Here is a 13,767-nt window from a genome sequence, read left to right as displayed (position 1 = left end):
CTCAAAGTCCCCTGCCGGGGCCGCGGTCGTGCCCGGCGTCCGCGGAACCCGCGGGCGCCGCGGGATTCGTGCCCGCGGCAGCCTTCGCCTCCGCGAGGTACGGGTTGGTGGCACGCTCGTGACCGATCGTGGTCTGTGGTCCGTGGCCGGGCAGGACCACCGTGTCCTCCGGCAGCGGCAGGCACTTGGCCGCCAGGCTGCGCAGGATGGTCGGGTAGTCGCCGCCCGGAAGGTCTGTGCGGCCGATGGAGCCGGCGAACAGCAGGTCGCCCGAGAACAGCACGTCCGGGATCTCCTCGGTGCTGGGCAGCCTGAACGTCACCGACCCCCTGGTATGGCCGGGGGTGTGGTCGACGGTGAGCTCCAGGCCGGCCAGCCGCAGCACCTCGCCGTCGGCGAGCTCGCGCACGTCGTCGGGCTCGGTGAAGGTGAGCCCGCCGAACAGCTGCTGCTTCGTCGACAGCGACAATCCCTTGCCCGGATCGGCCAGCAGGTCGCGGTCCTCCGGGTGGATCCACGCGGGAACGTCACGCGCGCCGCAGACCGGGGCGACCGACCACATGTGATCGACGTGCCCGTGGGTGACCAGCACCGCGACGGGCTTGAGCCGGTGCTCGCGCAGCAGGTCGTCGAGGTCGCCGACGGCGTTCTGACCGGGGTCGACGACCACGCACTCCTCGCCCGCGGCGGGAGCGACGACGTAACAGTTGGTCTGGAAGGACCCTGCGGGAAAGCCGGCGATGAGCATCTGCCTCAGCTGATCTCGTCAAGAATGCGGATGGGAATGTAACCGAAGGGTACCGGTGCGGGTCGGCGGGCTGCGAACCATTACCCATTGGCCGATACGATTCGCCCACCTCATTAAGTACTACTCGGCACTCGGGAGGGCGAAGCGGTGAGCGGCAAGGAGCGTCAGAAGCAGTTGGCGCGCGAGCACTACGAGCGGCAGACGCAGCGACGCGTCGAACGTGAGTCCAGGGCCAAGCGCAACGCGATCATCGGCAGCACCGTGGCCGGTGTGGTCGTGGTGGCGGGTGTGATCGCCGCGACGACCCTGTTCGGGGGCTCCGACACGACGGCGACCGCGACCACCGAACCGGCCCCGTCGGACAACGCCTCCCCGGCCGCGTCGGCGGCCACGGGCGCGCAGCCGAAGGCCTTCGACCCGGCGAGCGGCACCTGCGGCTACGCCGCGGAGCCCGGCGGCGGCCCGGCCAAGAACGTGGGCCTGCCCCCGGAGAAGGCCGACCTGACGCCCAAGACGATGACCCTGAAGACCAACCAGGGCGACATCGTCATCAAGGTGTCGGCCGACAAGACCCCGTGCACGGTCAACTCCTTCGCCTTCCTGGCGCAGAAGAACTACTTCAACGGCTCCAAGTGCCACCGGCTGGGTTCCGACCAGTTCCCGATGCTGCAGTGTGGCGACCCGCTGGCCAAGGCCGACGGAAAGAGCCAGACCGACGGCCAGGGCGGCCCCGGTTACCGTTTCGTGAACGAGAACCTGGAGGGCGCCAAATACACGCGCGGCGTCGTGGCCATGGCCAACAGCGGCCCCGACACCAACGGCAGCCAGTTCTTCATCGTCTTCGGCGACGCCCCGCTGACCCCGGACTACACACCGTTCGGTACGGTCACCAAGGGTCTGGAGATCCTCGACAAGGTGAACAAGGCGGGCGTCATCACCCCTGGCCCCGACGGCACCGGGGCACCGAAGGAAACCGTCGAAATCAAAGACGTGACAATGTCCAGTTAGAGCTGACGTAATACATACAAGGGGCGGTAAGTCCCGAAAGGCTGATGAAAGTGCGGGAGGACACGGTGAGCACCGACCCGTGGGGCCGGGTAGACGACGACGGCACCGTCTACGTACGTACGGCTGAGGGAGAGCGGGCCGTCGGGTCCTGGAAGGCCGGCGAACCGGAGGAGGCGCTTGCCTACTTCCATCGCAAGTTCGACGAGCTGGCCGGGCAGGTCGCCCTGCTGGAGCAGCGGGTCCGCGGCACCGACCTGCCACCCGCCCAGGCCGAGGCGACGATCGTCAAGCTCCGTGAGGCGATCACCGACGCGCACGCGGTCGGCGATCTCGACGCGCTGCTGAACCGCCTCAACGCCCTCACGGAGCTGGTCGCCCAGCGCCGTGAGGAGGTCAAGGCGGCTCGCGACGTGGCCAGGGCCGAGGCCAAGGGCATCAAGGAGCGGATCGTCGCCGAGGCCGAGCGCATCGCCGACGACACGACCCACTGGAAGACCGGTGGTGAGCGGCTGCGCCAGCTGATCGAGGAGTGGAAGGCCGCCGAGCGCATCGACCGGGTGACCGAGGCCGCCCTGTGGAAGCGCCTCTCGGCGGCCCGTACGGCCTTCGCCAAGCGGCGCAAGGCCTACTTCGCGGGGCTGGACGAGCAGCGCGAGGGCGTGCGCTCCACCAAGGAGCGCATCGTGGCCGAGGCCGAGACGCTGGCCTCGTCCACCGACTGGGGCGCCACCGCCTCCGCCTACCGCGAGCTGATGCAGGAGTGGAAGACGGCGGGCAGGGCCTCCCGCGAGGTCGAGGACGAGCTCTGGGGCCGTTTCAAGGGCGCCCAGGACCAGTTCTTCCAGGCGCGGTCGGCGGTCTTCGCCGAGCGCGACGCCTCGCTGGCGGCGAACGCCGAGATCAAGGAGCAGCTCCTGGTCGAGGCGGAGAAGATCCTTCCGGTCACCGACGCCCGCGCCGCCAGGGGCGCCCTGCGCAACCTCCTGGAGCGCTGGGAGGCCGCGGGTCCCGTCCCGCGCGAGCAGCGCGACCGCCTGGAGGGTGGCCTGCGCAAGATCGACGAGGCGGTCCGCAAGGCCGAGGAGACGGAGTGGAAGCGCTCCAACCCCGAGGCCCGCGCCCGCGCCCAGAACACGGTCGACCAGCTGCGCAAGTCGATCGCGCAGCTGGAGGGCCGCCTGGCCAAGGCCAGGGACGCCGGCAGGGACAAGGACGTCAAGGACTCCGAGGAGGCCCTGGCCGCCCGTCGTTCCTGGCTGGAGGAGGCGGAGCGCACGCTCGCCGAGTTCTCCTGACCTCCGGCACCGCGTGACCCCGGGGCCGCGGGGACACTCCCACCACGGAGTGTTCCCCGCGGCCCCGCCGTCTGTGACGGGCCGGGCGAGGACCGGCCCGCGCCGGACGTACGCGACACACGGCACACGGCGGGCGTACGCGGCCTGAGGGGTCGTTACGGAACAGCGGGAGCCCATAGGCTCACCCCGGGCCCCGCCTCCGGCCCTCGCGGCCTGAGAGGGCGTACGGGACGGCGAGAGGGGAAGGGCCTCAGGAACCGGCGCCGCTGACCCGGTAGACGTCGTAGACGCCCTGGATGTTGCGGACGGCCTTCAGGACGTGGCCCAGGTGCTTGGGGTCGCCCATCTCGAAGGTGAACTTGCTGATCGCCACCCTGTCCCTGGACGTCGTCACCGACGCCGACAGGATGTTGACGTGCTGGTCGGAGAGGGTGCGGGTCACGTCGGAGAGGAGCCGGGGCCGGTCGAGCGCCTCGACCTGCAGCGCGACCAGGAACACCGAGTCGTCGGCGGCGGACCAGGCGACCTCGACCAGGCGGTCGGGCTCCGACTGGAGCTGGTCCATGTTGGGACAGTTGGTGCGGTGCACCGACACGCCGTGCCCGCGGGTGACGAAGCCCACGATCTCGTCGCCGGGCACCGGGGTGCAACATCGCGAGAGGCGCACCCACACGTCGGAGTCGCCCGCGACGACCACTCCCGCGCCGCCGCTGCCCCGGGGACGCCCGCGCAGCTTGGTCGGCACGGAGGTCTCGGCGATGTCGTCCTCGGCGCCCTCGACGCCCCCGATGGACGTCACGAGCTTCTGCACGACCGTCTGCGCGGCCACGTGGCCCTCGCCGACGGCCGCGTAGAGCGCGGAGACGTCCGGGTAGCGCAGGTCCCTGGCGAGGGCCAGGAGGGACTCTCCGGACATCAGGCGCTGCAGCGGCAGGCCCTGCTTGCGCATGGCCCGGCCGATCGCCTCCTTGCCCGCCTCGATCGCGGTCTCGCGGCGCTCCTTGGAGAACCACTGCCGGATCTTGTTGCGGGCCCGGCCGGACTTGACGAACTTCAGCCAGTCGCGCGAGGGGCCCGCGTCGGGCGACTTGGAGGTGAAGATCTCCACGGTGTCGCCGTTGCCCAGGCGCGACTCCAGGGGCACCAGGCGGCCGTTCACCCTCGCCCCGATGCAGCGGTGGCCGACCTCGGTGTGCACGGCGTAGGCGAAGTCGACGGGCGTCGCGTTCTCCGGCAGGGCGATGACCTGGCCCCTGGGGGTGAAGACGTAGACCTCGGAGACCGACAGGTCGAACCTGAGCGACTCCAGGAACTCGCCCGGGTCGGCGGTCTCCTTCTGCCAGTCGAGGAGCTGGCGCAGCCACGCCATGTCGCTGGCGGGCTTCAGCTTCGCCCCGGGAGGACCCGCGGTGGTCATGTCCTCCTTGTACTTCCAGTGCGCCGCCACGCCGTACTCGGCCCTGTGGTGCATGCCGTGGGTGCGGATCTGCAGCTCCACCGGCTTGCCCTCGGGGCCGATGACCGTGGTGTGCAGCGACTGGTACATGTTGAACTTGGGCATCGCGATGTAGTCCTTGAACCGGCCGGGGACCGGGTTCCATCGCGCGTGGATCGTGCCGAGCGCCGCGTAGCAGTCGCGGACCGAGTCGACCAGGACCCGGATGCCGACCAGGTCGTAGATGTCGTCGAAGGCGACGTCCCTGGCGATCATCTTCTGGTAGACGGAGTAGTAGTGCTTGGGGCGGCCCTTGACGGCCGCGCGGATCTTGGCGTCGCGCAGGTCCCCGGAGACCTTCTCGATGACCTCCTGCAGGAACAGGTCCCTGCGCGGGGCCCGCTCCGACACCATCCGGGCGATCTCGTCGTACCGCTTGGGGTAGAGCATGGCGAACGCGAGGTCCTCCAGCTCCCACTTGATGGTGTTCATGCCCAGCCGGTGGGCGAGCGGCGCGAAGATCTCCAGCGTCTCCCGCGACTTCTGGTGCCGCTTGTGCTCGGGCAGGTAGCGCATGGTGCGCATGTTGTGCAGCCGGTCGGCGAGCTTGATCACCAGCACCCGGATGTCGCGGGACATCGCCACGACCATCTTGCGCACGGTCTCGGCCTCGGCCGCGGCGCCGAACTTGACCTTGTCGAGCTTGGTGACGCCGTCGACCAGCAGCGCGATGTTGTCGCCGAAGTCCGAGCGCAGCTCGTCGAGGCCGTAGGCGGTGTCCTCGACGGTGTCGTGCAGCAGCGCCGCGCACAGCGTCTCGTCGTCGGTGCCGAGCTCGGCCAGGATCGTGGCCACCGCCAGCGGGTGGGTGATGTACGGGTCGCCGCTCTTACGCTTCTGGTCGCGGTGGTGGTAGGCGGCCACGTCGTAGGAGCGCTCGATGAGCCGCAGGTCCGCCTTCGGATGGGTCGCGCGGACCGTCCGGAACAATGGCTCCAGGACCGGATTCATGCCGCCACCCCATGTCCCCCCGAAACGTGCGAGCCTTCGCCTTACCGCCGGCTTCTCCTCGGCGGCTCCGGACATGGCGGAACCGGCATCGCCTGCTGGGACGGCCGTCTCGGGGCCGCCACCGCCGGCGGTCGCGTCGGGGACGACCACATCACGGGGCACTCAGACTCCTTACGTTCGAGTCCAGATCCCTCAGTGTATCCAGACGGGGTTGTGTGCATTTGTCCGCGGGGTCGATCAGACGACGACGAGGGTGTGCAGCTCCACGTCGGTCAGGCGCTCGCGGCCCTTGAGGAAGGCCAGCTCCATGAGCACGGCGACCGCGACGACGTCGGCGCCCGCCCTGCGGACCAGCTCCACCGCCGCGCGCGCCGTACCTCCGGTGGCGAGCACGTCGTCGACGACGAGAACGCGCTCTCCGGGGGTGAAGGCGTCCCGGTGAACCTCGATGGTGGCGGAGCCGTACTCCAGATCGTAGGACGCCTCAAGCGTCTCAGAGGGCAGTTTGCCTTTCTTCCGCACCGGGACGAAGCCCGCGCCCGCCCGGACGGCGACCGGGGCGGCCAGGATGAACCCCCGCGCCTCGATCCCGACGATCTTGTCCACCTCGTACAGCCCGGCCAGTTCCTCGGTCACCGCGGTGAACGCCACCGGGTCGGCGAGCAGGGGGGTGATGTCCTTGAACAGCACGCCGGGCTGCGGGTAGTCGGGCACGTCGCGGATGCGGTCGAGGATCAGGCTGGTCAGCTCGGTCATGGTCGGCGCTCCTGTGGAGGACTCGGGGTGGAAGGCACCGGGGGGCCGGTGCCTTATGGGAAGGAGGCTGCGAAGGGGAGAGGCCGCGGGGGTGAGGGAGGCTACGGGAGAAGAAGGTCGCGGGGTAAGGAAAACGCCTCCGCTCCCTGTGCGGGGAGCGGAGGCGCGGACGTGCTCGTGCTTACTTCTTCCTGCGCTTGTCACCGGCCGGGGAGGTCCTGCCGGCGGCCGTGGAGGCACCGCCGGAGGCCCCGCCGACCGTGGCGGCTCCGTTGGAGGCCCCGGCGGTGACCGGCTGGCGCACCGTCTTGACCCCGGAACCGCCTCCGTGCGCGGCGAGCCTCTTGGCGATCTCCGTGTAGAGGGGCTCGCGCTCCTTCAACGTGACCAGCAGCGGCGTCGCGACGCACAGCGAGGAGTAGGTGCCGACGATCATGCCGACGAACAGCGACAGCGACAGGTCCTTCAGCGTTCCCGCGCCGAACAGCGTGGTGCCGATGAAGAGGATCGCCGCGACCGGCAGGATCGCCACCAGGGTGGTGTTCAGCGACCGGATCAGCGTGTGGTTCAGCGCGTTGTTGGCGGCCTCGGTGTAGGTGAGCTTGGAGGTCCTGCCGAGCTTGGCGGTGACCTCCTTGATCATGTCGAAGACGACGACGGCGTCGTACAGCGAGTATCCGAGGATCGTCAGGAAGCCCAGCAGGGTCGCCGGGGTGACCTCGAAGCCGGACCAGGCGTACACACCGGCGGTGATCACCAGGTCGTGCAGCAGCGCCACGACGGCGGCCAGCGCCATCTTCCACTCGAAGGCCATCGTCAGGTACAGAATGATCGCCAGCATGAAGACGATCAGTCCGATGACGGCCTTGTTGGCCACCTGGCCACCCCACGAGGCGCCGATCACCTGCAGGTTGACCTGGTCCACCGGCAGGCCGAACTCGGTGGACACGGCCTTCTGCATCTTGGTGACCTGGTCGGCCGGGAGGCTCTCCGTGGTGACCCGCCAGCCGTTCTGGGTCGTCTGCGCGATGACCTGGTGCGCGCCGGCGTCGGTGAACGTGGCGCGCACCTGCTCGATGTTGGCCGTCGGGGCCTTGAAGGAGAAGACGGACCCGCCCTTGAACTCCACGCCCAGGTTGAGGCCGTTGAAGACCAGACCGGCGATGGAGATCACCAGCAGGATTGCGGAAAGGGTGTACCAGAGCTTCTTGCGGCCGACGAAGTCGACGTCGACCTCGCCCCGGTACAGCCGGCGCGCGATGCCGGACATCAGGCCTCCTGCGGAACGGTCTTGGGCGTGACGGGGGCCTCGCTCATGCGCTCGGCGTCGAGCCCGGAGAGCTTGTGCCCCTTGGCGAAGAACGGCAGCTTGGCCAGCATCGCGACGAACGGCTTGGTGAACATGAACACCACCGCGATGTCGATGAGCGTGGTCAGGCCCATGGCGAAGGCGAATCCGGCCACGCCGCCGACCGCCAGGAAGTAGAGGACCACGGCGGCGATGAACATGACGGCGTCGGCGATGAGGATCGTCCGCCGGGCGCGGACCCAGGCGACCTCGACGGCCGTGCGCAGCGAGCGCCGGCCCTCCTTCATCTCGTCGCGGATCCGTTCGAAGTAGACGATGAACGAGTCCGCGGTGATACCGATCGAGACGATCAGTCCGATGATGTGCGGCAGCGAGAGGCGGAAGCCCGCGAACGCGCCGAGCAGCACGACGGCCTGGTAGGTCACGACCGTGGCCACCACGAGGCTCAGCACCGACACGATGCCCAGACCCCGGTAGTAGAGCATCGAGTAGATCACGACCAGCAGGAGGCCGATCGCGCCCGCGATGAGACCGCCGCGCAGCTGGTCGGCGCCCAGCGTGGAGGAGACCTCCTCGATGGAGCTCTTCTCGAACTTCAGCGGCAGCGCGCCGTACTTGAGCTGGTTGGCCAGCTCGTCGGCCGTCACCTGGGTGAAGCTGCCGGAGATCTGCGCCCGGCCGCCGGTGATGGGCTCCTGGATGACGGGCGCGGAGATGACCACGCCGTCGAGGACCATGGCGACCTGGTTGCGGGGGGCCTGCGAGTTGAAGGCGGTGGTGGTGACCTTCGACCACTGGTCGGGGCCCTGGCCCTTGAAGGCGAGCTGGACGAGCCACTCACCGGTGGTCTGGTCGACGCCGGAGGACGCGCTGTCGATCGAGGTGCCGGTCACGGCGGCCTTCTCCAGCACGAACTTGGTGCTGCCGTCCTGGCTGCAGCCGACGTACTGCTTGTCCGGCGCGTCCTGGGCGCCCACCCCGGCGTCCTTGGCGCAGTCGAGCGTCTCGAACCGCTTGAGCGCCGCGGGGTCGATCCCGGTGGTGTCGACGCCCGCCATGGGGTCGTCGGGCGACGCGGGCGGGGCCGTCGGCACGGCGCTGGCGTCGGGCGCGGCACTGGCGTCCGGGGCCGCGCTCCTGCCCGGCTTGGCGGACGTGTCGCCGCTCGGCTCGGCGGAGGGCGCGGCGGTGGCGCCGGGGCTCGGGTTGGTGAGCGCCGACGACAGCGCGCGGCCGGCCGGGGAGGCCCCCGTGTCGGGCGCGGCGGTCGTGCCGGGCTTCGGGGTCGCCGACTCGGCGGGCTTGTTCCCCTTGTCGCCCTTGCGCCCGGAGGCGCTGGGCGAGGGAGTCGGCGTCGGCGCCTGGGTGGAGAGCTGGCCCGGGGGCGGAGGCGACCCGGCCCCGATCGCCAGCACTTGGCGGAACCTCAGCTCCGCGGTGGTGCCGACCAGCTTGACGACTTCCTCCTGGCCGGCTCCGGGAACGGAGATGACGATGTTGTCACCGGATTTGGCGACCTCGGCGTCGGAGATGCCACTGCCGTTCACCCGCTCACGGATGATGTTCACGGCGAGGTCGAGGCTCTCCTGCGAGGGAGCGCCGCCGTTCGGCGTGACGGGCTGCAGCGTCACGGTCGTGCCGCCGGCGAGGTCGAGGCCATACTCCGGGGTGTACGCCTTGTTGAGGAGCATCGCCCCGCCCATGGCGAGAATGATCGCCAGAAGCACCAGGAGCATGCGCCCCGGTCTGCTCTGGCCGCTGGTCGGTCGGGCCACTGGTCGTCAGTTCTTTCGGTTATAGGGGGTTGGAGGTGAGGCTACTCACGGCTTCTTGCTCGTCGTGTCGTGGTCTGCACCCTGCTGTTCCGCCGTCTCCACGACAACATCGTGGTCGACAGCCTTGACATTCTCCTCCTCCGCGTCGTCAACCGGAACCAGGACACGGCCGATGGCCGCCTTGACCCAGCGGGTCTCCACGCCGGGGGCGATCTCCAGGATCACGTCGTCGGCGTCGATGGCCACCACGGTCGCGAAGAGACCCGTCGTGGTCATGACACCGGTGCCCGGCGTGAGACTGTTCTGCATCTTGACCTGCTCCTGCTGCCGCTTACGCTGCGGCCGGATGAGCAGGAAGTAGAACACCACGACCATGAGAGCGATCATGATCAGGCTCGAATAGTTGCCGCCCACAGGGCCGCTCCCTCTCTTGAGATTGACCGGCGGAAGCCGGACGTCACATACGGCCACGCCGCTCAGCACGTCAGCCTACACAGCCAGCCAAGGCTCGGAGTTTAGGCGAGCTGTTAAGAGCGCGGCAACGAAGTCACGTTTCGGCACGCAGGGAAGTTCCCATTTCGATACAGTTGTCATCGTTCTGTGATCAATCCTGTACGACTCCCCTACCGACTCCCAACGCTAGATTTGCCCGGGATCATCCTCAAGATCGATGAGAAATGAGGCCCCGAAGGCGTCCGGCGGGGGCACCAGCCCCAGATGGGTCCAGGCCGCGGCGGTCGCGACCCGGCCGCGGGGGGTGCGGGCCAGCAGCCCCTGCCGCACCAGGAACGGCTCGGCGACCACCTCGACCGTCTCCGGCTCCTCCCCCACCGCGACCGCGAGGGTCGACAGCCCCACCGGCCCGCCGCCGAACTTGCGCAGCAGCGCCCCGAGCACCGCCCGGTCGAGCCGGTCGAGCCCCTCGGCGTCGACCTCGTAGAGGTTGAGCGCGGCGGAGGCGACGTCCCTGGTGACGACGCCCTCGGCGCGCACCTCGGCGAAGTCGCGGACCCGGCGCAGCAGCCGGTTGGCGATGCGGGGGGTGCCCCGGGAGCGGCCGGCGATCTCATGGGCGGCGTCGCCGGGGAGCGTGACGCCCAGCAGGCGCGAGGAGCGGTGCAGCACCTCCTCCAGCTCGGCGACCCCGTAGAAGTCCATGTGCGCGACGAAGCCGAAGCGGTCGCGCAGCGGCGCGGGGAGCATGCCGGCCCTGGTGGTGGCCCCCACCAGGGTGAACGGGGCGATCTCCAGCGGGATCGCGGTCGCCCCGGGCCCCTTGCCCACCACGATGTCGACGCGGAAGTCCTCCATCGCGAGGTAGAGCATCTCCTCGGCGGGCCTGGCCATCCGGTGGATCTCGTCGATGAACAGGACCTCGCCCTCGGAGAGGGTCGACAGGATCGCCGCGAGGTCGCCGGCCCGCTCCAGCGCGGGCCCCGAGGTGATCCGGAGGGGCACGGAGAGCTCGGTCGCGATGATCATGGAGAGGGTCGTCTTGCCCAGCCCGGGACCGCCGCTCATCAGCACGTGGTCCGGCGGCCGGTTGCGCCGCAGCGCGCTCTGCAGCACCAGCGACAGCTGCTCGCGCACCCGCGCCTGGCCGATGAACTCCTCCAGCCGCTTGGGCCGCAGCGCCGCCTCGATGTATCTCTCGTCGCCCTCGGCGTCCGGCGACACCAGATCACGCTCGGAACTCACGCCGCCCCTCCCCCGCCGTCCGCCCGCACATGTCCCGTACGGTCTCCCCCGCACCCGTCCCGTACGGCGCGCCCGCCCCCGGAGGACCGGTGAGGCCCGCCCCGCCCGCCCCTCATCGCACGCTCAGCGCGCGGAGCGCGGCCTTGAGCAGGGCCGCCACCTGCGGGGGGCGGCCCTCGGCCAGGTCCGCCTCGGCCTGCGGCTCGACGACGGCGACCGCCTCGTCGGCGTCTCGCCCCGAGTAGCCCAGGCCGACCAGCCCGGAGTGGACCTGGGACCGCCAGGCGGGCACGGCGATGCGGCCGTCGAGCGCGGCGTTGACGGCCTCCTCCGGCGTGCCGAGCTTGTTCTTGAGGTCGACGATGATCCGCTGGGCGCCCTTCGGGCCCACCCCGGGGACTCGGGTCAGCGCCTTGACGTCGGCGGAGGCCACCGCGACCCGGAGCGCGTTGGGGGTGTGCACGGCGAGCATCGCGAGGGCGACCTTGGGGCCGACCCCGCTCGCCGTCTGCAGCAGCTCGAAGATGCCGCGCTCGTCGTCGGTGACGAAGCCGAACAGGGTGAGCGACTCCTCGCGGACCACCAGCGAGGTGGCGAGCCTGGCCTCCTCGCCCGTCCTGAGCGTCGCCAGCGTGCCCGGCGTGCAGTGCACGAGGACTCCGACCCCGCCGACCTCGACGACCGCCCCGTCGGGCGCGATCGCGGTCACCTGTCCTCGCACCGAGGCGATCACTTCGCGGTTCCTCTCGGGTGTCCGGCCCTGCCACGGCCTCGGAAGTAGGCGGCGGGGGTCGTGGTGGCACTCGCCGCCTTCGCGGCGGCCTCGGCCAGCCTGCTCTGGGCCCCGCCCCGCCACACGTGGCAGATCGCGAGGGCGAGCGCGTCGGCGGCGTCGGCGGGCTTGGGCATGGCGTCCAGCCGCAGCAGGCGGGTCACCATCGTGCCGACCTGCTGCTTGTCGGCCGTGCCGCTGCCGGTGATGGCGGCCTTGACCTCGGACGGCGTGTGCAGCGCGACCGGCAGGCCCCTGCGGGACGCGCACAGGATCGCCACGGCGGAGGCCTGCGCGGTGCCCATCACGGTCCTGAGGTTGTGCTGGGCGAAGACCCGCTCCACGGCCACCGCGTCGGGCTTGATCTCGTCGAGCCACTGCTCGATGCCCGCCTCGATCGCCACCAGCCGGGCGCCGATCTCGTCGTCGGCGGGGGTGCGGACGACCCCGACCTTCACCAGGTTCAGCGGCGCGCCTGGCCGCCCCTCGACGGCGCCGAGCCCGCACCGGGTAAGCCCTGGATCGACCCCCATCACCCGCAACTCGGGCAACCGCACCGACACGCCTCCGCTCGCCGAACACCTGTTCGGTGGCAGACTCTACCGCTTGGGAGCGGCCCGCGCACGACTCTTCCCCGGCCCGCCGGAGAGGCCGCGAGCGGGCCCGCGGCTCACAGGTGCTGGGCGGCGGGTTCGGCGTCCCGGCCGTTCCCCGCCCGGTCGCGCAGCCGGTCCAGGCGGTTCATCACCGGCGAGGCCGAGATGCCGTGGATCGCCAGCGAGGCCAGCACGGTGAAGGCGACCACGGCCCAGAGCTCCTCGGCGGGGACGCCGAAGTCGGCCTGGCCCAGGGCGTAGGCGAGGTAGAACAGCGAGCCGATGCCGCGGATGCCGAAGAACGCCGTCGCGACGCGCTCGCGCGGCCCCGCCCTGCCGCCCAGCGCGGCGAGCCACCCGGTCAGCGGCCGGATGACCAGCAGCAGCAACAGGCCGACCGCGGCGCCCCGCCAGGTGAGCGCGGCCAGGCCGCCCACCGCGACGAAGCCGCCGAGCAGCAGGATCAGCCAGGCGGTGAACAGCCGCTCGATCTGCTCGATGAAGCCGTGCAGCACCCCGTTGTAGCCGTGGCTGCGCTCGGCCGCCCTGATGGTGCAGGCCGCCACGAACACCGCGATGAAGCCGTACCCGTGCACCAGCTCGGTGAGCCCGTACGCCAGGAACGTCGCGGCCAGGGCCACGAAGCCGTCGCGGTGCTCGGCCAGGCGCAGGTCGGACTTCTGGGCGCGGAAGAACAGCCGTCCCAGGCCCTTGCCGATCAGCAGGCCGCACACCACTCCCGCGGCGCACCGGTAGAGCAGGTCCACCAGCGTCCACTCGGCGATCCAGCCGACGCCCCCGCTCACGGCCAGCGCGATCGCGGCGTACACGAGGGGGAAGGCGAGGCCGTCGTTGAGGCCCGCCTCGGAGGTGAGGGTGAAGCGGACCTCGTCGTCGGCCTTCTCCGAGTCGACGGGCTCGCCGACCTGCACGTCGGAGGCGAGCACCGGGTCGGTCGGCGCGAGCACCGCGCCCAGCAGCAGCGCCGCGGCGAGCGGCCAGCCGAGCAGGCCGTACGCGGCGGCGGCCACGCCGAGGACGGTCAGCGGGAGCGTCCACCCCAGCAGGCGCCAGGTCGAGGACCAGTTGCGCCGCCCGAAGGGCCGGTTGATGGCGAGCCCGGCGCCCATGAGCGAGATCAGCACGCAGATCTCGGTGGCGTGCTCGACCAGCGCCCGGTGGGCCACCGGATCGGGATCCGGCAGCTCCAGGGGCAGCGCGTAGAGGAGGAGGCCGCCCAGCAGGCAGGCCAGGGGAAGCGAGAAGGGACGCCGGTTGAGGAGCCGGGGCAGCGTGGCCGCGAGCAGCGCGGCGACACCCGCCACGGCAAAAATCAGATCAGGATTGCCCATTGTCCGCGTGAT

At 70.6% G+C, this 13,767-nt stretch carries 12 protein-coding genes; 2 read left to right on the top strand and 10 right to left on the bottom strand.

Annotated elements, in window-relative coordinates; all coding sequences use genetic code 11:
• Position 1: 1 nt before the first annotated feature.
• On the bottom strand, positions 2-748 hold the full coding sequence (locus ABT053_RS04695) for an MBL fold metallo-hydrolase (protein WP_350967493.1): 747 nt from the start codon (positions 746-748) through the stop codon (positions 2-4).
• A gap of 147 nt (positions 749-895) precedes the next feature.
• Here ABT053_RS04695 and ABT053_RS04690 point away from each other — a divergent pair, with 147 nt between their 5' ends.
• Positions 896-1,756, top strand: coding sequence for a peptidylprolyl isomerase (locus tag ABT053_RS04690; RefSeq protein WP_350967492.1), 861 nt, complete (start codon positions 896-898; stop codon positions 1,754-1,756).
• A gap of 65 nt (positions 1,757-1,821) precedes the next feature.
• Positions 1,822-3,051, top strand: a complete 1,230-nt coding sequence (locus ABT053_RS04685) for a DUF349 domain-containing protein (protein WP_350967491.1) — start codon at positions 1,822-1,824, stop codon at positions 3,049-3,051.
• Between the two features lie 250 nt (positions 3,052-3,301).
• Here ABT053_RS04685 and ABT053_RS04680 read toward each other — a convergent pair whose 3' ends face one another.
• The 9 genes from ABT053_RS04680 to ABT053_RS04640 all read right to left on the bottom strand — a co-directional run bounded on the left by ABT053_RS04680 (position 3,302) and on the right by ABT053_RS04640 (position 13,755).
• Positions 3,302-5,497 (bottom strand): RelA/SpoT family protein, encoded by a 2,196-nt coding sequence (locus tag ABT053_RS04680; RefSeq protein WP_350967490.1) that lies wholly within the window; start codon positions 5,495-5,497, stop codon positions 3,302-3,304.
• A gap of 237 nt (positions 5,498-5,734) precedes the next feature.
• The gene (locus tag ABT053_RS04675) at positions 5,735-6,253 is read right to left on the bottom strand and encodes an adenine phosphoribosyltransferase (protein WP_350967489.1); all 519 of its coding nucleotides are present in this window, start codon (positions 6,251-6,253) and stop codon (positions 5,735-5,737) included.
• Positions 6,254-6,434: 181 nt separating this feature from the next.
• A complete protein-coding gene (secF, locus tag ABT053_RS04670; protein WP_350967487.1) occupies positions 6,435-7,523 on the bottom strand; it encodes a protein translocase subunit SecF in 1,089 nt (362 codons plus the stop codon).
• Positions 7,523-9,298 carry a protein translocase subunit SecD gene (gene secD / locus ABT053_RS04665; RefSeq protein ID WP_350967486.1) on the bottom strand — a complete coding sequence of 592 codons (1,776 nt, stop codon included), beginning with the start codon at positions 9,296-9,298 and terminating at the stop codon, positions 7,523-7,525. Before secD ends, secF begins: the two co-directional genes overlap by 1 nt.
• A gap of 84 nt (positions 9,299-9,382) precedes the next feature.
• Complete coding sequence (yajC, locus tag ABT053_RS04660; RefSeq protein ID WP_350967485.1) at positions 9,383-9,751, bottom strand: preprotein translocase subunit YajC; 369 nt, start codon at positions 9,749-9,751, stop codon at positions 9,383-9,385.
• A 225-nt stretch (positions 9,752-9,976) separates the two neighbouring features.
• The gene (gene ruvB, locus ABT053_RS04655; RefSeq protein WP_350967483.1) at positions 9,977-11,035 is read right to left on the bottom strand and encodes a Holliday junction branch migration DNA helicase RuvB; all 1,059 of its coding nucleotides are present in this window, start codon (positions 11,033-11,035) and stop codon (positions 9,977-9,979) included.
• Between the two features lie 112 nt (positions 11,036-11,147).
• Positions 11,148-11,768, bottom strand: a complete 621-nt coding sequence (ruvA, locus tag ABT053_RS04650) for a Holliday junction branch migration protein RuvA (RefSeq protein ID WP_350967482.1) — start codon at positions 11,766-11,768, stop codon at positions 11,148-11,150.
• Complete coding sequence (ruvC, locus tag ABT053_RS04645; protein WP_350967533.1) at positions 11,765-12,349, bottom strand: crossover junction endodeoxyribonuclease RuvC; 585 nt, start codon at positions 12,347-12,349, stop codon at positions 11,765-11,767. The genes ruvA and ruvC overlap by 4 nt, the downstream gene beginning before the upstream one ends.
• Positions 12,350-12,477: 128 nt before the next feature.
• Positions 12,478-13,755: a cation:proton antiporter gene (locus tag ABT053_RS04640; RefSeq protein WP_350967480.1), complete on the bottom strand. Its 1,278-nt coding sequence runs from the start codon at positions 13,753-13,755 to the stop codon at positions 12,478-12,480.
• Positions 13,756-13,767: the final 12 nt, after the last annotated feature.

Source organism: Streptosporangium sp. NPDC002524 (genome assembly GCF_040295985.1).
GTDB lineage: Bacteria > Actinomycetota > Actinomycetes > Streptosporangiales > Streptosporangiaceae > Streptosporangium.
The sequence above is the reverse complement of the archived record's forward strand: the minus strand, read 5'-3'. Positions and strand labels throughout refer to the sequence as shown.